The organism is Meridianimarinicoccus roseus (assembly GCF_003172915.1).
GTDB lineage: Bacteria > Pseudomonadota > Alphaproteobacteria > Rhodobacterales > Rhodobacteraceae > Meridianimarinicoccus > Meridianimarinicoccus roseus.
In genome coordinates this window covers 171,204-190,624 of record NZ_QGKU01000026.1, presented here as the reverse complement: position 1 = coordinate 190,624, position 19,421 = coordinate 171,204, and the positions used below count along the sequence as shown (strand labels likewise).

17 protein-coding genes, 1 tRNA gene and 1 pseudogene are annotated in these 19,421 nt (G+C 66.3%); 11 read left to right on the top strand and 8 right to left on the bottom strand.

Going from position 1 to position 19,421, the window contains the following annotated elements:
- The first annotated feature begins 66 nt into the window (after positions 1–66).
- A pseudogene (locus tag DKT77_RS06800) lies at positions 67–1,180 on the top strand (IS110 family RNA-guided transposase).
- Positions 1,181–2,037: 857 nt separating this feature from the next.
- Here the strand turns inward: DKT77_RS06800 and DKT77_RS06795 are convergent.
- The 3 genes from DKT77_RS06795 to DKT77_RS06785 form a co-directional block, all read right to left on the bottom strand.
- A tRNA-Gln gene (locus DKT77_RS06795) sits at positions 2,038–2,112 on the bottom strand.
- A gap of 136 nt (positions 2,113–2,248) precedes the next feature.
- Positions 2,249–3,082 (bottom strand): 3-deoxy-8-phosphooctulonate synthase, encoded by an 834-nt coding sequence (kdsA, locus tag DKT77_RS06790; protein WP_109810953.1) that lies wholly within the window; start codon positions 3,080–3,082, stop codon positions 2,249–2,251.
- 36 nt (positions 3,083–3,118) lie between these two features.
- Complete coding sequence (locus DKT77_RS06785) at positions 3,119–3,709, bottom strand: uracil-DNA glycosylase family protein (protein ID WP_109810952.1); 591 nt, start codon at positions 3,707–3,709, stop codon at positions 3,119–3,121.
- A 127-nt stretch (positions 3,710–3,836) separates the two neighbouring features.
- Here DKT77_RS06785 and DKT77_RS06780 point away from each other — a divergent pair, with 127 nt between their 5' ends.
- Together DKT77_RS06780 and DKT77_RS06775 are read left to right on the top strand one after the other, a co-directional pair.
- A complete protein-coding gene (locus DKT77_RS06780; protein WP_109810951.1) occupies positions 3,837–4,622 on the top strand; it encodes an SseB family protein in 786 nt (261 codons plus the stop codon).
- A 143-nt stretch (positions 4,623–4,765) separates the two neighbouring features.
- The gene (locus DKT77_RS06775) at positions 4,766–5,209 is read left to right on the top strand and encodes an Rrf2 family transcriptional regulator (protein ID WP_109810950.1); all 444 of its coding nucleotides are present in this window, start codon (positions 4,766–4,768) and stop codon (positions 5,207–5,209) included.
- Positions 5,210–5,213: 4 nt separating this feature from the next.
- On the opposite strand, the gene DKT77_RS06770 is transcribed toward DKT77_RS06775, so the two are convergent.
- The 5 genes from DKT77_RS06770 to DKT77_RS06750 form a co-directional block, all read right to left on the bottom strand.
- On the bottom strand, positions 5,214–6,974 hold the full coding sequence (locus DKT77_RS06770; protein ID WP_109810970.1) for a SulP family inorganic anion transporter: 1,761 nt from the start codon (positions 6,972–6,974) through the stop codon (positions 5,214–5,216).
- An 82-nt stretch (positions 6,975–7,056) separates the two neighbouring features.
- Complete coding sequence (locus DKT77_RS06765; RefSeq protein WP_109810949.1) at positions 7,057–8,739, bottom strand: bifunctional protein tyrosine phosphatase family protein/NAD(P)/FAD-dependent oxidoreductase; 1,683 nt, start codon at positions 8,737–8,739, stop codon at positions 7,057–7,059.
- An 83-nt stretch (positions 8,740–8,822) separates the two neighbouring features.
- Complete coding sequence (locus DKT77_RS06760) at positions 8,823–9,707, bottom strand: MBL fold metallo-hydrolase (RefSeq protein ID WP_109810969.1); 885 nt, start codon at positions 9,705–9,707, stop codon at positions 8,823–8,825.
- 143 nt (positions 9,708–9,850) lie between these two features.
- On the bottom strand, positions 9,851–10,066 hold the full coding sequence (locus DKT77_RS06755) for a YgaP family membrane protein (protein WP_109810948.1): 216 nt from the start codon (positions 10,064–10,066) through the stop codon (positions 9,851–9,853).
- An 86-nt stretch (positions 10,067–10,152) separates the two neighbouring features.
- On the bottom strand, positions 10,153–10,809 hold the full coding sequence (locus tag DKT77_RS06750; protein ID WP_109810947.1) for a Crp/Fnr family transcriptional regulator: 657 nt from the start codon (positions 10,807–10,809) through the stop codon (positions 10,153–10,155).
- A 153-nt stretch (positions 10,810–10,962) separates the two neighbouring features.
- Here DKT77_RS06750 and DKT77_RS06745 point away from each other — a divergent pair, with 153 nt between their 5' ends.
- The 8 genes from DKT77_RS06745 (at position 10,963) to DKT77_RS06710 (ending at position 19,053) form a co-directional block, all read left to right on the top strand.
- On the top strand, positions 10,963–12,129 hold the full coding sequence (locus tag DKT77_RS06745) for a D-alanyl-D-alanine carboxypeptidase family protein (RefSeq protein WP_109810946.1): 1,167 nt from the start codon (positions 10,963–10,965) through the stop codon (positions 12,127–12,129).
- The gene (gene tmk, locus DKT77_RS06740) at positions 12,126–12,770 is read left to right on the top strand and encodes a dTMP kinase (RefSeq protein ID WP_109810945.1); all 645 of its coding nucleotides are present in this window, start codon (positions 12,126–12,128) and stop codon (positions 12,768–12,770) included. The genes DKT77_RS06745 and tmk overlap by 4 nt, the downstream gene beginning before the upstream one ends.
- Positions 12,767–13,897: a DNA polymerase III subunit delta' gene (locus DKT77_RS06735; RefSeq protein ID WP_109810944.1), complete on the top strand. Its 1,131-nt coding sequence runs from the start codon at positions 12,767–12,769 to the stop codon at positions 13,895–13,897. The genes tmk and DKT77_RS06735 overlap by 4 nt, the downstream gene beginning before the upstream one ends.
- Positions 13,898–13,903: 6 nt before the next feature.
- On the top strand, positions 13,904–14,710 hold the full coding sequence (locus DKT77_RS06730; protein WP_109810943.1) for a TatD family hydrolase: 807 nt from the start codon (positions 13,904–13,906) through the stop codon (positions 14,708–14,710).
- Positions 14,710–15,513 (top strand): MBL fold metallo-hydrolase, encoded by an 804-nt coding sequence (locus DKT77_RS06725; RefSeq protein ID WP_109810942.1) that lies wholly within the window; start codon positions 14,710–14,712, stop codon positions 15,511–15,513. Before DKT77_RS06730 ends, DKT77_RS06725 begins: the two co-directional genes overlap by 1 nt.
- A 3-nt stretch (positions 15,514–15,516) precedes the next feature.
- A complete protein-coding gene (locus DKT77_RS06720) occupies positions 15,517–16,446 on the top strand; it encodes an AEC family transporter (RefSeq protein WP_109810968.1) in 930 nt (309 codons plus the stop codon).
- A gap of 354 nt (positions 16,447–16,800) precedes the next feature.
- Positions 16,801–18,459 carry a cytochrome c oxidase subunit I gene (ctaD, locus tag DKT77_RS06715; RefSeq protein ID WP_109810941.1) on the top strand — a complete coding sequence of 553 codons (1,659 nt, stop codon included), beginning with the start codon at positions 16,801–16,803 and terminating at the stop codon, positions 18,457–18,459.
- Between the two features lie 24 nt (positions 18,460–18,483).
- Entirely contained in the window at positions 18,484–19,053 is a 570-nt protein-coding gene (locus DKT77_RS06710; RefSeq protein WP_109810940.1) for a DUF2244 domain-containing protein, read from the top strand.
- Positions 19,054–19,421 lie beyond the last annotated feature (368 nt).

Here is a 19,421-nt window from a genome sequence, read left to right as displayed (position 1 = left end):
TGCCCCCACCCAGCGGCATTTCGTATGCCATGGTGGTTTCATCGGAACCGAACGGAGGGCACATCGATGACGACGAAGATCGACATGCTGGAGATCGACCTGGCGAAGGGCAGCTTTCAGGTCTGTGCCGTGGGGCCGGAGGGGACGGTTCTATACAACCGAGGTTTGTCGCGGACACGGCTGGCCGCGCTTCTCGCTGAGCAGCCAGCGTGCATCGTGGCGATGGAGGCCTGTGCCACGTCGCACCATTGGGGCCGGGTGGCACAACGGCACGGTCACGAGGTGCGGCTCGTCCCGTTCTACGCTACAAACGCTCCCCCGGAGCGTTCGCTTGACGCTTGAACCCTACGTGAAGCCTTTCGTGAAGCGCCAGAAGAATGATCGCGCGGATGCTGAAGCCGTCGCGGAGGCGGCCTTGCGCCCAACCATGCGCTTCGTGGCGGTGAAGAGCGCCGAGACCCAGGGGCGCGCGGTCGCATTCCGAACGCACCAATGCCTTGTCCGGCAGCGCACGCAGCTCATCAATGCTCTCCGGGGTCATCTGGCCAAGTTTGGGCTCGTGGCACCAAAGGGTCCGGCGAGCCTCAAGATCCTTGAGAACGCGCTGGAAGACCAGGCTACCGACCTGCCAAGCCCGGTCCGCGAGATGGGCGCCATTTACCTCGACCAAATCGCGCGGCTCACCGAGGTGATCGAACGGCTCGCGGACGAGCTCGAGGCGGCATCGAAGACAGATGTGCAACTGCGCAGGCTGTGCACCATCCCCGGGATCGGCCCGGTCACCGCTGGCGCGGTCTCGGCGTTCGCACCGGACCTCGAAACGTTCGACAGCGGACGTAACTTCGCCGCGTCGTGCCGGAGGCACGCCTTTGGCGTGACGCTGGGCCTGGTGCCACGACAGAGGTCCACCGGCGGCAAGACCAGGCTGGGTTCGGTCAGCAAGATGGGCCAGACCGACATCCGCCGCCTGCTGATCGTCGGCGCGTCACGCCAGAGGCGTGCTTTTAACACGACGAGCGTGATCCGCTGGGTGGTTCGCAAGGGCGGCCGTTCGAACCGCTGGCTGGCTGCGCTGGTGGCGCGCAAGCCCAGGATGGTCGCAGCGGTCGCGCTGGCAAACAAGATGGCTCGCATGATCTGGGCCGTGACAACGAAACAGGAGAATTATCGGATGGCGTGACCCGAGCCCGGAACGGGCGACGGCACGGCACGGCATGGCCGCAAGGCCGGGGTGAGCGAACGACGAGGAGTAGGCGACACGGACTTCGAAGTTCAAGGCGGGAGATTCAGTCCCGGGGCTCGAGCGCTTGCAGCTCTCTGAACCGATGTGAACCCAGCCTTCCGAACAGCATGACCCACCCGTGGCGTCATGGAAGGCCACATTCAGAGGCCTGACACACGTCCGATCGAAGACCCCGCCGAAAGATCGAAGATCATACTTGCCAAACCGGGGGCAGCCACACACGTCCCTCCGGCCCCACGACACGCACCTGAAAGCTGCCCTTCGCCAGGTCGATCGCCAGCATGTTGATCTTCGTCGTCATCGATGTGCCCTCCGTTCGGTTCCGATGAAACCATCATGGCATACGAAATGCCGATGGGTTGGGGGCATCCAACGCATCAGTTCATAGGCGTTGATGGGAGTCGCGGCTCATGCGCTCGTGGGCGTCGACCTACCCGTCAAGACCAGCGATCCCGACGCAGAAACTCTCTCCTACACCGACTACGTGTCGTGACGAGACACTTTCAGATCAGACGGGTACGTCGAACGTCCGGACGAACATGTGACCCACTACGGACCACTGGCACATGTGAATTCACCAAGGGGTAAGGTGAGATAGGAGTCCTGTGTACTAGCACCCAGGATGATCCGTTACTCGCTCTTCTTCCATTACTTATACCTATTCCCAGAGGGGCAGTTCCCGGGGCCTTTTTGTGCCCCTCACCACCCGATAGGAGAGTCCACCGTCCACGAGGACCAAGCAGAACGTCCCGGACCGAAGACCGGCGGTGACACCATGACGATGAAAGACGAACTGGCTGGGGTGGTAGGATTCGAACCTACGGTACACGGTACCAAAAACCGCTGCCTTACCGCTTGGCTACACCCCAACAGTGCGGGCGGTATTACGGCGGCGGCGGGACGAGCGCAAGAGGCCGGACGCAATTTTTGGCAGGTTTTCGCACTGTCGCCCCGCGCCGCCCACCTGCCACGCCGACGCGGCCGCCCCCCGCGCGCCCCGGGCCGCTAAACCCGCAGCGGGTCCGCCTTGGCAAGCCGGTCAAAGGCCATCAGCGACGCGATCAGCTCGGGCATTTGCGCCAGCGGGATCATGTTAGGCCCGTCCGACGGCGCGGTGTCCGGCGCCTCGTGGGTTTCGATAAACACCGCCGCAATCCCGAGGCTGACCGCCGCGCGCGCCATGACCGGAGCGAATTCGCGCTGCCCGCCTGACGATCCGCCCTGCCCGCCGGGCTGTTGCACCGAATGGGTCGCGTCCATCACCACCGGGTAGCCGCTGCGCGCCATGATCGGCAGGCTGCGCATGTCTGCCACCAGCGTGTTGTAGCCGAAGCTGACCCCGCGCTCGGTCAGCAGGAGGCGGGTGTTGCCCGTCGCTTCCAGCTTGGCGACCACATTGGCCATGTCCCAAGGCGCAAGGAACTGACCCTTCTTCACGTTGATCGCAGCGCCGGTTTCGCCCGCCGCGATCAGCAGGTCGGTCTGGCGGCAAAGGAAGGCCGGAATCTGAAGCACATCCACCGAAGCCGCGACCTGCGCGCATTGCTCTGCGCTGTGAATGTCGGTCAGAACCGGGACGCCCAACTCGGACCGGACTGTGGCCAGCACTTCCAGACCAGCCTCGATCCCCAACCCGCGCTTGCCCGACAGCGACGTGCGGTTGGCCTTGTCGAAGCTGCCCTTGAAGATGAACTGCGCCCCGGCCTCGGCGCAGGCGGCCTGCATGGCGCGCGCGATCATCAACGCATGGTCTGCGCTTTCAAGCTGGCACGGTCCCGCGATCACCGTCAGCGGGCGGTCGTTGCCTGCCGTGATATTGCCGATCTCAACGTCCTTCATGGCCCTGCACCTATCCTGCTTTGCCTTGTTCGCTTATCACTCCGTCAGGACCTGTGCCACCCGCGCACGCAAGGCGGGCAGCACCTCGGTCTCGAACCACGGGTTGCGCTTCAGCCAGCCGGTGTTGCGCCATGACGGGTGGGGAAGCGCGAAGGTCCCGGGCGCATGGTCGCGCCAGCCGCGCACCGTCTCGGTGACGCCCAAGCGGCCCGGCAAGTAACGGCGATGGGCATGGCCGCCGACCAGCAGGCGGAGAGGCACCTGACCGATCTGCGCCAGCGCAGCGGGATGCCAGGTGCGCGCACAGACAGGTGGTGGCGGCAGGTCGATGCCCGCCGCGTCATATCCCGGAAAGCAGAACGCGGATGGCAGGATCGCCACGCGCGCCCGGTCGTAGAACGCGGCCTCGTCGATACCCATCCAGTCGCGCAGTCGCGCGCCGGACCGGTCCCAGAACGGGGTGTTCGACTGGTGCACGCGCAGGCCCGGCGCCTGGCTGATGATCAGGATGCGCGCGCCGGCGGCGAACCACACCACCGGGTTCGGCGCATGGCCGGTTGCGGTGGCGGCGAAGCGGTCCGCACACAGGCGGCAGGCGCGGATACGGTCGGCAAGCTGCTGAGACATGTCGCTGACCTAGCGCCGACGCGCGCGCCGTTCCAGCCGTCGGCCCGCGCCGGGCGCGCACCCGGTCCCGCTTGCCAGCGACGCGGCGCGCGGCTAGGTCCACCCCCATCTCACGCCGGAGGCCGCGATGACACAGCCCACGCTTCTCGACACCGCCCATGCCGTGATGGAGGCCGCGCCGCAGGACGACGCCCTTCGCCTGCGGTTCTTTGAACGGCTGGCCGATGGCGAATTGTTCCTGCTTCTGGATCGCGAACCCCAGGGCGACGGGATCGATCCGCGCATCTTCGACACAGAGGACGGCCGCTTCGTGCTGGCGTTCGACCGTGAAGAGCGTCTCGCCGAATTCGCGGGCGGCATCGCGCCCTATGCCGCGCTGTCGGGCCGCACGCTGGCCGCGATGCTGACGGGCCAGGGGCTGGGGCTCGCTCTCAATCCCGATGTGGCGCCGTCGGCGATGCTGCTGGATCCTGACGCGATCGCGTGGCTGGCCGACACGTTGGCCCGCGCGCCGCAGCAGACCACGGCGCGGGCGCGCGAGTTGTCCCCGCCGACCGGACTACCGGAAACGCTGGTCACCGCGCTCGATGCCAAGCTGGCGTCGATGGCGGGGCGCGCTGACCTCGCCTACTTGGCGGACGTGACCTATGACAGCGGCGTGCGGGGTCACCTCCTGGCCTTCATCGGCGCGGCACCGGGCGCCGAGGGCGCGCTGGCCCGTGCGGTGAACGAGGCGCTGGCCTTCAGCGGGCTTGAGGCCGGGAGCCTCGACGCGGTATTCCTGCGCGCCACCGACCCGGTTGCGGCGCGGCTGGCGCGGGTCGGGCTGCGGTTCGATCTGCCCAGACCGGAGGCGCCAGCGCCGCGCAGGGCACCCGGCAGCGACCCGGAAAGCCCGCCGATCCTGCGATAGGCGCCCCCGAAAGTCCCCCGAAGCGCCCTCGAAGCGCCCTCGAAGCGCCCCAAGGCGCGTCGCGGCAGCACTTGATCAAGGTCAAGTCCCAGCGCCGGGAAAAGGTGTATGCAGATCGGGCACATTTCGAAGGAACCGCTGTCATGCGCCTGACCACCCGCACCAACCTAGCCATGCGCGCGCTGATGTTCTGCGCCGTCAATCCCGGTGTCACCGTCCGCAAGTCGGACATCGCGGCGGCCTGCAACGCGTCGCTGAACCATCTCGGACTCGTCATCAACCTGCTGGGCCAGGGCGGCTTCATCGACACAACGCGCGGGCGCCACGGCGGCGTGCGCTTGTCCCGCCCGGCGGCCGAGATCAGTATCGGCGCGGTGGCACGCCTGCTGGAAAGCGACGTACCCTTCGCCGAATGTTTCGACATGAATGAGAACACCTGTCCGCTGACAGGCTGCTGCAAGCTGCGCGGCACGCTGCGCAAGGCGCTTGCAGCATTCTACGAAACTCTGGACGCGGTGACGCTGGCCGACCTGACCGACCGCAACAGCGGGCTACAGGAGCTTCTGGCGATGGATCGCGCGGCCTGACCGCTCAGGCCGCGGGGTCCGCTTCGCGCCCGGCCCCGTCCCGGCAGGCCGCGGCACCGCCAGACAGCTCCTTCGCGGCCGCGTATTGCGACAGGAAGACCCGGCCGGTCAGGTCCTGCAGAAAATGGCTGCGTTCGAGCCGGTCCATCACCGGGCCCTTGACCTCCGACAGGTGCAATTTCAGCCCCATGTCGGCAAGGCGGCGGTTGATTTCCTCCAGGCTTTCCAGCGCGCTCAGATCGATCTCGTTCACGGCCGAGCACATCAGCACGACGTGGCGCAGCCCCTCGTCGCCGATCACCCGGTCGAGGATGTAGTCCTCAAGGAACCGCGCATTGGCGAAGTACAGGCTTTCGTCGATCCGCACGGTCAGCACCGCGGGGTCGGTAACGACATCGTGGCGATTGATGTTTCGGAAATGCTCCGTTCCGGGAACCTGGCCGACCTCTGCGATATGGGGGCGCGATGTCTTGTAGAGATGCAGCGCGATCGACAGGATCACGCCCGCCGACACGCCCGCCTCCACTCCGACGATCAGGGTCAGCAGGATCGTCGCGCTGACGGCGGCGAAATCGGCCCGCGAATAGTCCCAAGTCCGGCGCAGGATGGAAAAATCCACGAGGCTCAGCACGGCGACGATGATGGTCGCGGCCAGAGTGGCCTTGGGCAGGAAATGGATCAGCGGCGTCAGCGCCAGCGCCGCGATGCCGAGGCCGACCGCTGTATAAGCGCCCGCTGCGGGCGTCTGTGCCCCGGCGTCGTAGTTCACGACCGACCGCGAAAACCCCCCCGTCACCGGGAACCCGCCCGAAAAGGCCGCGCCGAGGTTCGCCGCGCCAAGCCCTATCAGTTCCTGGTCCGGGTTGATCCGCTGGCGTTTCTTGGCAGCCAAGGTCTGCGCAACCGAGATCGATTCCACGAACCCGATGATGGAGATCAGCAGCGCGGGCAGGAACAGGGCGCGCACCAGGTCGAGTCCGACAGGCGGCAGCGTGAAAGGCGGCAGCGATTGAGGCACCGCGCCGACGATGGCCACGCCGCGCGCATCCAGCCCGAACAGCCACACCGCCGCCGTGGTCACCAGTACCGCGGCAACCGGCCCCGCCTTCGCGGCGATGTCGGCCATGCGCGGCGGCAGGCCCGCCCGGCCGAGCAGCGGCTTGAGCCCATTGCGGACCCAGAACAGGAACGCCGTGGCCGCCGCCCCCAGTACCACCGTGTAGGGATTGGTTTCGGGCAGTTGCCGCCACAGATCGCCCAACAATTCGGGCAAGCTGTGACCTGAAGCGGTGATGCCCAGCAGGTGCTTGATCTGGCTGGCAGCGATGATCACACCCGAGGCGGTGATGAAACCGGCGATCACCGGATGGCTCAGGAAATTCGCAAGGAACCCCAGCCGGAACACACCAAGCGCCAGCAACATCGCGCCCGAAAGCCCGGCGAGTGTCAACGCGGCGGCGGCATAGCCGACGCTGCCCGCCTCGGCCACCTGCCCCAGCGCGGCGGCGGTCATCAGCGACACCACCGCCACCGGCCCGACCGCCAGCGCCCGCGAGGTGCCGAACACCGCGTAAAGGATGATCGGCAGGATCGAGGCATAGAGGCCGGCCTCGGGCGGCATTCCCGCCAGCAAAGCGTAGGCCAGCGATTGCGGGATCAGCATGATCGTCACGATCACAGCCGCCACCATGTCGTTGGTCAGCGCGGTGCGGTCGTAGGTCCGGCCCCAGTCGAGGATCGGCACATGGCGGCGCAGGGAGGGGATGAGGGACACGTCCGGAACCTTCCGTCACAATAAAAAATGGCAGACGCCGCGAGGGCGGCCCCTGCCGGTCTTGACCTTTCGATCAGCCTTCGGCCGCGCTCAGTGCCTCGGGTCGCGCCATCCATTCCTTGCCGCGCAGCATCGCCCGCCAGTAGATCGGCGGCAGGATCTGTTCCTTCAGCAGCCAGGCGGCACGTGTCGGGCGGGTGCCATCGATCAGCCATTTCGGGAAGGACGGCTTGAGCGCACCGCCATAGCCGAACTCGGCCAGCACGATCTTGCCGCGTTCCACCGTCAACGGGCACGAGCCGTAGCCGTCATACTGGGCCACCGGCGCCTTGCCGCGGATATCGGCGACCACGTTCTCGGCGACGACGGGAGCCTGCTTGCGCGCGGCTGCCGCGGTCTTGGCGTTAGGGGCGTTCATCACGTCGCCCAGCGACCAGATGTTGTCATAGGTCTTGTGGCGCAGCGTGGCCTGGTCCACATCGACCCAGCCCGCCGCATCTGCCAGTGGTGAGACCCGGATGAAGTCGGGCGCGGTCTGCGGCGGACACACATGGATCATGTCGAAATCGACGGTGACCTCGGTGGGGTCGGTGTCGGGCTTCGCCACGCGGAACGTTGCCTTGCGCGCCGGACCGTCCACGGCGATCAGCGTGTTGAAGAACTCCAGATCCGCCCTGTAGCGGTTCACGTACTCCATCAGCGCGGGCACGTAATCCTTCACCCCGAACAGCACCCCGCCCGCATTGTGGAACGCGATCTCGATGTCCTTCAGACGGCCGGTGCGGTGCCAGTGATCGCCCGACAGATACATCGCCTTCTGCGGCGCGCCCGCACATTTGATCGGCATCGGCGGCTGGGTGAACAGCGCACGGCCGGATTTCAGCCCCTGCACCAGTTCCCAGGTATAGGGCGCGAGATCGTAACGATAGTTGGAGGTGACGCCGTTCTTGCCCAGCGTCTCCACCAGCCCATCGACCCCGTGCCAGTCCAGCTTCAGGCCGGGGCAGACGATCAACCGCTTGTATTTCACCACGCGGCAACCGTCGAGGATGACGGCGTTCGCGTCCGGCTCGAACGCGGCGACGGCGGCCTTGATCCAGTGCACTCCGGTGGGGATCAACGATCCCATGGTCTTGGCCGTGCTCTTTGCGTCGAAGATGCCGCCGCCGACCATCGTCCAGCCGGGTTGGTAGTAGTGTACGTCGGCCGGGTCGATGATGGCGATGTTCGCCCCCGGTTTGCGGGCCTTCAGGCTGGCCGCGACCGACACGCCCGCCGCTCCGCCGCCGACGATCACGATGTCATGGCTGGAATCGGCGGTGTCGGTGGGGGTGCGCCCACCATTGACGATGCGGCGCACGACGCCACTCATGTCATAGCCTGCCGCGCGTGTGGCGGCGAGGATTTCGGCGGTCGGCCTGTCCTTCGCCGCGCCCAGCGACCAGAGCGTCGCACTGCGCATGCCGGATCGACAATAGGCCAGCACCGGACCGGGCAGTTCGCGGCGCAGCGCATCGAATGCCGCTGCGTCGTCGTCGCCGACCTTGCCCTGGGTTATCGGCAGATAGCGCGCCTCGATCCCCGCGGCCCGGGCCGCCGCCTCGATCTCGTCGAAGGTGGGCTGGTCTGCGCCTTCCCCGTCGGGACGGTTGCAGATGATCGCGCGGAAGCCGTCCGCGGCAAGCCGGGCAACGTCGTCCACCGCGATCTGCGGGCTGACCGACAGGTCGGGCGAAATGGGCTTGGGGGATGTCATGGGGGTCTCCTCTCGGGGTCCGGCGTCTGGCGCGCCGCGTGTGGGGTCGGCGGCACCCCCGGCTTGCGGGGGCGCGCGCCGTGTTACAGGCCGTTCACCGGCACCTTCAGCATCGGGCGACCGTCCTTGTCGGCCGGGATCGTGCCCGCGCGCATGTTCACCTGTAGCGACGGGATGATCAGCTTCGGCATGTCGAGTTGCGCATCGCGCTCGGTCCGGAACTTGACGAAATCCTCCTTCGTCTTGCCACCGCCCACGTGGATGTTGTGGGCCTTTTCGTCAGCGACAGTGGTCTCCCACTGGATGTCACGCCCGTTCGGGCCGTAGTCGTGACACATGAAAAGACGCGTTTCGTCGGGCAGCGACAGCACCTTCTGGATGCTGTCGTAGAGCTCGCCAGCGTCACCGCCCGGAAAGTCAGCCCGTGCCGACCCGCCATCAGGCATGAAAAGCGTGTCGCCCACGAAGGCCGCATCGCCGATCACATGCACCATGCAAGCCGGTGTGTGGCCCGGCGTGTGCATCGCGAAGCCGGTCAGGCCGCCGATCGTGAAGGTGTCGCCGTCCTTGAACAGGCGGTCGAACTGCGATCCGTCGCGCTGAAATTCAGTGCCTTCGTTGAACACCTTGCCGAACGTGTCTTGCACCACGGTGATCTTCTCGCCGATGCCGATCTTGCCGCCAAGTTCGCGCTGGATGTAGGGTGCGGCGGACAGGTGGTCGGCATGAACATGGGTTTCCAGCAGCCACTCGACCTTCAGGCCATTTTCGCGGATATAGGCGATGACCTCGTCCGCGTTGTCATAGGTGATCCGGCCAGCCGCGTAGTCGATGTCCATCACGCTGTCCACGACCGCACAGGCGTTGGAGTTTGGATCCTTGACCACGTAGGTGATGGTGTTTGTCGCCGCGTCGAAGAACGCCTTGACTTCGGGCTTGACCGATATGTCCACGGGATAATTCGACATCTTTTCCTCCATCGAGGGCGGGACCGCCGCTTGCGCCCCGCCCGAACAGTGACATTACGTTTGTTGAATATAATGAGGGACCGTTGAAGTCCAACCGCCCCCGCTGCGGCATTCGGCCCCTGCGCAAGGCAGGGCCGCGCCGGTCAGCAGTCCTTGCAGGTCTTCACGCCCAGCACCGCGTAGGCCGGGCAGAACCGCACCGACGAGGTCGCCAGCAGCACCAGCCCGATCAGTACGGCGATCCACTTGGCAAGGCCCGCCTCGAACAGGGGCATTCCGCCGAAGACGGCGAGCAGCACCAGGGCCACACCGGCCACGCCGCGCACGATACGATCTGTTTGTCCAACATTGGGGGTCATTGTCGCTCTCCTTGTTTGATGCACAAGGTATAGCGCCGCGTGCCTGCCCGGGTCTGTGACCATGTCACCAAACGCGCGAAAAAGGTTCAGCCCGCTTCTGAGAGGCGGCGCAGACCGGGCGCGTCTTCCAGCACGATCTCGCCCCGCGCGGAACTGACCAGCCCGCGACGGCGGAATTCCTGCAAGAGGCGCGAGACGACCTCGCGCGCCGTGCCCAGTTCGGCTGCAAGCTGCTGGTGGGTGATCGCGACGCTGCCCGCGCCGCCCGCCAGCACAAGAAGCCGTTGCGCGAGCCGGATGTCCATGCGCTGGAACGCGACATCGTCGATCAGCAGGAACAGATCGGTAATGCGCCGCGAATAGGCGTCGAACACGAAACTGCGAAAAGCCGCCGAACTGCCCAGCAGCGCATCGAAGGCGCGGCGCGGGACCATCACCGCTTCCACAGCGGTTTCGGTCACGCCCTCGGCGGAATACGCCTCGTGGGCGACAAGGCAGGCGGTGGTCATGATGCAGGTCTGCCCGGCATGGACACGATAGAGCACGATCTGCCGCCCGCTGTCCGACACGTGCTGCACACGCACCGCGCCGCGCAGCACGACGATCAGGTTTTCGGCCTGCGCGCCGGGGCCGAACACCGTGGTCCCGGCAGGCACGCTGATGCGCCGCGCCTCGCGGTTCAGCCTGTCCCGATCGGCGGCCTGCAGCCCGCCCAGTTCCGCGATCTCGTCCACCCAGCCCATACATGCCCCTGCCCTGTCGTCGCGCACCCGGCGCGCTGTCATCACTCTAGCGTGACGTGCGCTGCGTCAAGCCGTGGCGGCGGGCAATTCGGTTGGCCCTGCCGGGCGCGGGTGCTAGGCTCGAGCCGAACCGCCGGAAGCCACGGGAGTGTCATGTTGAAACCGCTTTTGATCGCAGGCCTGCTGGGTCTTGCCGCGGCCCTGCCGGCCCCGGCCCAGACCGCGTTCGAAACCCGCGCCGAAACCGCTTATGTGCTGGATCTGAACACCCACACCGTGCTGATGAACAAGAACGGCTATGCCCCGATGCCACCGGCGTCGATGTCCAAGCTGATGACGCTGTTCATGTTGTTCGAGGCGCTTCGCGACAATCCGAACATCACGCTCGACACCCGGTTCGGCGTGTCCACCAAGGCCCGCGAGATGGGCGGGTCGACCATGTTCCTGAACGAACGGGACCGGCCAACCGCCGAGGAACTGATCAAGGGCATCATCGTGCAGTCGGGCAATGACGCGACCGTGGTTGTGGCAGAGGGTCTGGCCGGGAACGAGGCGCATTTCGCCGAACTGATGACCGAACGTGCCCGCGAGTTGGGGATGGAGAACACGACGCTGACCAACGCGTCGGGCTGGCCCGCCCCGAACCACCGCATGAGCATGCGCGATCTTGCGATCCTGGCGCAGCACCTGATCGAGGATTTCCCCGAATATTACGAATACTTCGCCATGCCGGAATGGGAATTCGACGGTCGCGCGCCGCAGAACCGGTTCAACCGGAACCCTCTTTTGGGTCTCGGCATCGGCGCGGACGGGCTGAAGACCGGCCACACCCAGGAGGCCGGCTACGGGCTGGTCGGCTCGGCGAAGCAGGGCGACCGGCGCGTGGTCTTCGTGATCTCGGGGCTGCCGACCGCCAAGGCCCGCGCCGAAGAGGCGGAGCGGATCGTCTCCTGGGCGTTCCGGCAGTTCCTTGAGACGAAGATCGCGGCGGAAGGCACGCGGATTGCCGACGCGCCGGTCTGGATGGGCGACGCCACCCGCGTCGGACTGGTCGCACCCGAGGACCTGACCGTCCTTGTCGAAGCCGTCTCGCGCGAGGAGATGCGCACCGAACTCGTTTACGACGCGCCGTTGCAGGCGCCGATCGCCGCAGGCGACCGGGTGGCAGAACTTGTGGTGACGCGCGAAGGGCTACCCGAGGCGCGGTTGCCGCTGGTGGCCGACCGGGACGTGACCTATGGCGGGTTCGTGCCCCGCCTGCGCAGCGCGGGTCTGACGCTCGTGAACCGGTTGACCCAGCAGGCGGGCGCGCTGTTTTGACCGCAGTATCCGGCACGGCACGAGGCCACTTCATCAGCTTCGAGGGGATCGACGGCTGCGGCAAGTCCACCCAGGCGCGCCGCCTAGCAGACCGCCTGCGCGCCTCCGGCGCCGAGGTCGTGCTGACCCGCGAACCCGGCGGTGCCCCCGGCGCCGAGGAAATCCGCCGCCTACTGGTCGAAGGGCCGACCGACCGATGGTCGCCCGAGACCGAGATCCTGCTGTTCACCGCCGCGCGGCGGGACCATTGGGAACGCACAATCGCCCCGGCTCTGGCTCGCGGCGCCACGGTGATCACCGACCGGTTCGCCGACAGCACACGGGTCTACCAGGGCACCACACGCGGCGATCTGACGGCACTGGTGGACGATCTGCACCGTCTGATGATCGGGGTTGAACCCGACCTGACATTCGTGATCGACATGCCCCCCGCCGAGGCGCTGGCCCGCGCGGCGGCCCGGCGCGGCGGCGAAGACAGGTTCGAAGCCTTCGGCGGCGATTTCCAGGCGCGGCTTCGGGACGGTTTCGTGGCGCTGGCGCGCACCGCTCCGGATCGGGTGCGGCTGGTCGACGGCCGCGGCGCCCCTGACACCGTCGCCGAACGCATCGCGGCCACGATGGCCGAACATGCCCCGGCATGAGCGGCGACAACGATCTGCCCGAAGCCGACCGCGCCGAGGGGGCCCCGCACCCGCGCCACACCGCCACGCTGGTCGGCCATGACGCGGCGCAGCGGGCCTTCCTGTCCGCTCTCGGGTCGGGCCGCCTGCACCACGCCTGGCTGATCACCGGCCCGCCCGGCATCGGCAAGGCCACTCTTGCCTGGCGCATCGCCCGGGCGCTGCTGAGCACCGCCCCTGCCGCGCCCGGCGGCGGACTGTTCGGCGATACGCCGGTTGCCGCACCCGAAACTCTGGACACGGACCCGGACAGCCCGCGCAATCGGCGCATCAGTGCACTGTCGGACCCTGCGCTATACCTGCTGCGCCGCCCGCTCGATGACAGGCGCGGCAAGCTCAAGACCGTGATCACGGTGGACGAAGTGCGTGGCCTGAAGCGCTTCTTCGCCCTGAGTCAGGCTGATGGCGGGCGCCGGGTCGTGATCGTGGATTGCGCCGACGACATGCAGGGCCCGGCCGCGAATGCCCTGCTAAAGCTGCTGGAGGAACCCCCCGCGGACACGGTGTTCCTGATGGTCAGCCACGTGCCGTCGCGGCTGCTTCCGACAATACGCTCGCGCTGCCGCACGCTGTCCTGCGCGCCTCTGCCGCCGGACGATGTCGGTGCGGCGCTGACCGGCGCACTGCCTGATCTCGACCCGGAGGAGGCGCTGGCGCTGGCGCGGCTGTCGTCGGGCAGCGTCGGCGCGGCGGTGCGACTGCACGTCCAGGACGGGTTGGAACTGGCCGGAACGCTGGACCGGATGCTGGACAGCCTTCCGGGGCTGGACCGGATGGCGGCAACCCGGCTGGCCGCCGATCTGGCGGCCCCGAAGGCCGAGGACCGGCGCGCACTTTTCCTCGATATGCTGGACCAGCGGCTTGCGGGGCTGGCCCGGCAGGGCGTGCTGGGCCATGCCGTCGCACCACCGGTGCCTGCCGCGCTGACCCCCGGCCCGCAGGCCGGGCGACGTTGGGCCGAGGCGCAGCAGGCGCTGACCGGGCGCGTGCGGCGCGGGCTCGCCGTCAACCTTGACCCTGCCGCGCTCATCCTTGATATGTGCGTCAAACTTGATGCACTGGCGCAGGATTGCGCCGCCGACAGATAGCCCAGCATGACCCGAACCGAGACCCCGCCCCCGGCGCTGGTGGACAGCCATTGCCATCTGGATTTTCCCGATTTCGACGGCGACCGCACCGCCATGATCGACCGTGCCCGCGCGGCCGGTGTCACCCGGATGGTCACGATCTGCACGAAGCTGGGCAACGAGCCGAGCGTGCGCGCCATCGCCGAGGCGCATGACGGCGTTTTTTATGCTGCGGGCATCCACCCGATGAGCGTGGCCGACGAACCTGCGGTCACGGCGGACACCCTGATCGCGCTGGCGGCGCATCCAAAGTTCGTGGGCATCGGCGAGACCGGACTCGATTATCACTACACCGCCGACAGCGCACGGGCCCAGCAGGCCAGCCTGCGTGTGCATATCGACGCGGCACGCCAGACCGGGTTGCCGCTGATCATCCACGCGCGCGACGCCGATGACGACATGGCGCGCATTCTGTCCGACGAATACCGAAACGGCGGGCCCTATACCTGCGTGATGCACTGCTTTTCCAGCGGTGCGCCGTTGGCGCGCGCGGCACTGGAGCTTGGGTTCTACCTGTCGATGTCCGGCATCGCCGCCTTCCCGCGCAGCACCGCCCTCCGCGAAATATTCGCCGCGGCGCCGCTCGACCGCATCCTCGTCGAGACAGACAGCCCCTATCTTGCCCCGCCACCGCATCGCGGACGCCGCAACGAGCCGGGTCATGTCGTGCACACCGCCGCCGTCGGCGCGGGGCTGTTCAACCTCTCCGAAGCCGACTTCGCCACTGCGACGAGCGCCAATTTTGACCGGCTGTTCACCCGGGCCGCCGCCTGATGGCCGAGATGCGGCTGACCATCCTAGGGTGCGGTTCGTCCGGCGGTGTGCCAAGGCTGGGCGGGTTGTGGGGCGATTGCGACCCGAACGAGCCACGCAACCGGAGGCGGCGCTGTTCTGTGCTGCTGGAACGCGAAACGCCGGAGGGTGTCACACGGGTGCTGATCGACAGCTCGCCCGACCTGCGCGCACAGCTTCTCGATGCCGGGGTCGGGGTGCTGGACGCGGTGGTCTACACCCATTCGCACGCCGATCACGTCCACGGTTTGGACGACTTGCGCATGATCTTCTTCAACACCCGAACCCGGCTGGACGTGTGGGCCGATGCCGCGACCGAGGCCGACCTGCGCACGCGCTTCGGCTATGCGTTCAGCGCACCCGAAGGATCGGACTACCCGCCGATCTTGAACCTGCATCCGATCTTGGACGATGCCGACATCACCATCGGTGGCGCGGGCGGCGCTCTGACGCTGCGTCCCCTGCGGGTCGCGCACGGGCGCATCGACGCGCTGGGGTTCAAGGTGAACAACGTCGCCTATCTACCTGATGTATCAGAAATATATGATGCGGCCTGGGCGGAACTTCAGGGCCTCGACTGCTGGATCGTGGACGCGCTGCGCCGCACGCCGCACCCCAGCCACGCGCATCTGGACCGAACGCTGGACTGGATCGGCCGCGCCGCGCCGCGCCGCGCGGTGCTGACCAACATGCATGTCGATCTCGACTATGCGACGGTCATGGCCGAAACGCCCGACCATGTCGTGCCGGCCCATGACGGGCTGACATTGACCTTCAGGATCTGATTGGTGGCGGGGCTTATCGAAGTCGTCCTGCCAGTATTCCTGGTGATCGGGTTCGGCTACGTCGCGGTGAGCCGCGGCCTTTTCAGCGATGCCGGTGTGGACGGGCTTATGCGCTTCACGCAGAAGTTTGCCATACCCTGCCTTCTGTTCCAGGCGATGTCGACGCTTGATCTGGGGCTGGTGTTCGACTGGCGGCTGCTGGTCAGCTTTTACACCGGGGCCATCAGCGGCTTCGTTCTGGGGCTATTCGGGGCACGTTACCTGTTCGGGCGGCCCTGGACCGACGCCGTCGCCATCGGGTTCTGCTGCCTGTTCTCCAATTCATTGCTTCTGGGTGTGCCGATCTCGGAACGCGCCTACGGCACCGAGTCGCTGGCATCGAACTTCGCCATAATCTCGATTCACTCGCCGGTCTGCTACATGATCGGTATCACCGCGATGGAGATCGTGCGCAACAAGGGCGGATCGGGCCTTGGCACCGTCCGCGCGATCCTGAAGGCGATGTTCTCCAACGCGCTGATCATCGGCATCGCGCTCGGCATCGCGGTCAACCTGTCGGGCTTCGTGCTTCCGGTCGTGCTGACCGAGGCGGTGGCCCTGATGGTGCGCGCGGCCCTTCCCGCGGCACTGTTCGGGTTGGGGGGCGTGCTGGTGCGCTACCGGCCCGAGGGCGACATGCGCACGATCGGCTTCGTGGTCCTTGTCTCGCTTGTGGTGCATCCGGCGATCACCTGGGCGATGGGAAGCTACTACGCCCTGCAGCCTGAAGCATTTCGCGCCGCAGTTCTGACCGGGGCGATGGCGCCCGGCGTGAACGCCTACGTGTTCGCAGATATGTACGGCAGCGCGCGGCGGGTGGCGGCGTCGTCCGTACTGGCAGGCACGGCAGCAACCGTGCTGACAGCCTGGGCGTGGCTTCACCTGCTCGGCTGACGCGCAGCAAGATGTAGCGGCCCCACCGCAGCGTAGCACCTGGCGCTGTCGTTATCCGCCACACGGCATTCCGCCCTCACCCCGGCGCCGCGACACCACGCCGCACGACCCGGGCGAACAGGCCCCAGTCGGCCCCCAGGCTGTGCGCAAACACATTCAAGAAACCCCATAAAACTTGGTCCGCGATGCTGCCAATGCGCCTGCTGCACCTGCGACACATGCGCAGATGCCGGGAAACGCTGCAAAATGACCCAGATCAAATGGACCGCAGAGATTGCCACCCTGCCGGGTTGCCCTTAGAACGGCGAATGATGCCGGACGCAGTCCGTCCGGAAGTAACGATGGGAGGCACGCATGGCCGACGCAGCCATTCACAGCCAAGAAGACGGGGACCAGCGCGGCTGGTTCACCCGCTGGTTCATGTCCACCAACCACAAGGACATCGGTATCCTGTATCTGTTTACGGCGGGTGTCGTGGGCTTCATCTCGGTGGCGTTCACGGTCTACATGCGCCTCGAGTTGATGCACCCCGGCGTGCAGTACATGTGCCAGGAAGGCTTCATGGCCGACCCCTGCACCCCCAACGGCCACCTCTGGAACGTCATGATCACCTATCACGGTGTGCTGATGATGTTCTTCGTCGTGATTCCCGCGCTCTTCGGCGGCTTCGGCAACTACTTCATGCCGTTGCAGATCGGCGCGCCGGACATGGCCTTTCCGCGTCTGAACAACCTCAGCTACTGGCTGTTCGTGGCCGGTGTCGGCCTTGGCGTGGCCTCCATGCTGGCACCGGGCGGCAACAACCAGGCCGGCTCCGGCGTCGGCTGGGTTCTGTATCCGCCGCTGTCCACCAGCGAGGCGGGCATGTCCATGGACCTTGCCATCTTCGCGGTGCACGTGTCGGGCGCGTCGTCGATCCTGGGCGCGATCAACATGATCACCACTTTCCTGAACATGCGCGCGCCCGGCATGACATTGTTCAAGGTGCCGCTGTTCTCGTGGTCGATCTTCGTGACGGCCTGGCTGATCCTGCTGGCCCTGCCCGTTCTTGCGGGCGCGATCACCATGCTGCTGACAGACCGCAACTTCGGTACGACGTTCTTTGATCCGTCGGGGGGCGGCGATCCTATCCTCTACCAGCACATCCTTTGGTTCTTCGGCCATCCCGAGGTCTACATCATCATTCTGCCCGGGTTCGGGATCATCAGCCACGTCATCGCCACCTTCTCGCGCAAGCCGATCTTCGGCTACCTGCCGATGGTCTGGGCGATGATCGCGATCGGTGTTCTGGGCTTCGTCGTCTGGGCGCACCACATGTACACCGTGGGCATGAGCCTGACCCAGCAGAGCTACTTCATGCTGGCGACCATGGTCATCGCGGTGCCGACCGGCGTGAAGGTGTTCAGCTGGATCGCGACGATGTGGAGCGGGTCGATCGAGTTCAAGGTGCCGATGCTCTGGGCCTTCGGCTTCCTGTTCCTATTCACCGTGGGCGGCGTGACCGGTATCGTGCTCAGCCAGGCGGCCATCGACCGTGCGTATCATGACACCTATTACGTCGTCGCGCATTTCCACTACGTGATGAGCCTCGGCGCCGTGTTCGCCATCTTTGCCGGGATATATTTCTACATCGGCAAGATGTCCGGGCGGCAATACCCCGAGTTCTGGGGCAAGGTGCATTTCTGGATGATGTTCGTCGGCGCGAACCTGACCTTCTTCCCCCAACACTTCCTGGGCCGTCAGGGCATGCCGCGCCGCTACATCGACTACCCGGAGGCCTATGCGCTTTGGAACTATGTCAGCTCGTGGGGCGCGTTCCTGTCTTTCGCCTCGTTCCTGCTGTTCATCGGCATCGTTGCCTACACGCTGACGCGCGGCAAGAAGATCACCGAGAACAACTACTGGAACGAATACGCGGACACTCTGGAATGGACGCTGCCCACGCCGCCGCCGGAACACACGTTCGAGACGCTCCCGAAACAGAGCGAATGGGACAAAGGCCACGCGCACTGAGCGCGGGCCCGGCCTGACCTGAGGATGCCTCTCGAATGGGTCAATGATACCAAGCAGGCCCCGGCGATCACCGGGGCCTCTTTGCATGCGCGGGGCGAACCGCCGCTGGCGATGCTGCACCTGTGGCCGCACCGATCCCTGCCGAAGCGGGGCTTTGCGGGATTCATCCTCGCGACCTTCACGCTGCTGTTGCTGCCCCTTCTGGCCGTACTGGGCACGCCGATCCTGTGGGGGCTTGCGCCCTTCGTGCTGGGCGCGCTGTGGTTGATGTACGCCATGATCCAGAAGAACTACCGCGATGGCGAGATCCTGGAAGAGCTTGAACTTTGGTCCGACCACGCGGTCCTGACCCGAACCGCCCGCGGGCGTGCGCCGCTTCGCTGGGAGGCGAATCCCTACTGGATCAGCGTGCACCTACATGAAAAGGGCGGCCCGGTAGCCAGCTACCTGACGCTGAAGGGCGCGGGCCGCGAGGTCGAACTGGGCGCCTTCCTGTCCGAGGACGAGCGCACCGCCCTGCATGGCGTGCTACGGGACATGCTGGCAAGGGTGGTGGCCACCGGCGCCCCGGTGGCAGGCGGAACCGGCGACTGACGGAAGCAGATGTCGCGGGGACGCAGGGCCGACAAGTGCTGTCCGACCCCATGTGCCCCGAATAGAGTGGCGAAGCCATAAGTTTTCGCTTTGTGGTATGAACGTTTTACCTGCCCGTCGCGGAACTGCGGCAGTCAACGCAAACCAACCACGAATCAGGCATCCGGATCGATATTGCGCGCCCATCATTGATGCGCGCAAACCGCAGCCGTCTTTTCTTCTACGTACGAGCGGAACAGGCGCTTTTCATGGCGGCCCAGGGGCCCGCGCTGGCCTTTGACCAAGGCACCGGTTCAGCCAGAATCGCGGCAGAATTTGGCTATACTGCCCCCTTTGCCGCTGCTCTATCGGGCTGTGCGGCGACCATC

Bases quoted from the DNA above. Each gene is read 5' to 3' on its own strand.
- DKT77_RS06735 (WP_109810944.1), top strand. From the start codon at position 12,767: ATGAGCGGCGACAACGATCTGCCCGAAGCCGACCGCGCCGAGGGGGCC.
- DKT77_RS06780 (WP_109810951.1), top strand. From the start codon at position 3,837: ATGACACAGCCCACGCTTCTCGACACCGCCCATGCCGTGATGGAGGCC.
- DKT77_RS06730 (WP_109810943.1), top strand. From the start codon at position 13,904: ATGACCCGAACCGAGACCCCGCCCCCGGCGCTGGTGGACAGCCATTGC.
- DKT77_RS06745 (WP_109810946.1), top strand. From the start codon at position 10,963: ATGTTGAAACCGCTTTTGATCGCAGGCCTGCTGGGTCTTGCCGCGGCC.
- DKT77_RS06785 (WP_109810952.1), bottom strand. From the start codon at position 3,709: ATGTCTCAGCAGCTTGCCGACCGTATCCGCGCCTGCCGCCTGTGTGCG.
- DKT77_RS06710 (WP_109810940.1), top strand. From the start codon at position 18,484: ATGCCTCTCGAATGGGTCAATGATACCAAGCAGGCCCCGGCGATCACC.
- DKT77_RS06765 (WP_109810949.1), bottom strand. From the start codon at position 8,739: ATGACATCCCCCAAGCCCATTTCGCCCGACCTGTCGGTCAGCCCGCAG.
- DKT77_RS06760 (WP_109810969.1), bottom strand. From the start codon at position 9,707: ATGTCGAATTATCCCGTGGACATATCGGTCAAGCCCGAAGTCAAGGCG.
- kdsA (WP_109810953.1), bottom strand. From the start codon at position 3,082: ATGAAGGACGTTGAGATCGGCAATATCACGGCAGGCAACGACCGCCCG.
- DKT77_RS06755 (WP_109810948.1), bottom strand. From the start codon at position 10,066: ATGACCCCCAATGTTGGACAAACAGATCGTATCGTGCGCGGCGTGGCC.
- ctaD (WP_109810941.1), top strand. From the start codon at position 16,801: ATGGCCGACGCAGCCATTCACAGCCAAGAAGACGGGGACCAGCGCGGC.
- DKT77_RS06725 (WP_109810942.1), top strand. From the start codon at position 14,710: ATGGCCGAGATGCGGCTGACCATCCTAGGGTGCGGTTCGTCCGGCGGT.
- DKT77_RS06775 (WP_109810950.1), top strand. From the start codon at position 4,766: ATGCGCCTGACCACCCGCACCAACCTAGCCATGCGCGCGCTGATGTTC.
- DKT77_RS06750 (WP_109810947.1), bottom strand. From the start codon at position 10,809: ATGGGCTGGGTGGACGAGATCGCGGAACTGGGCGGGCTGCAGGCCGCC.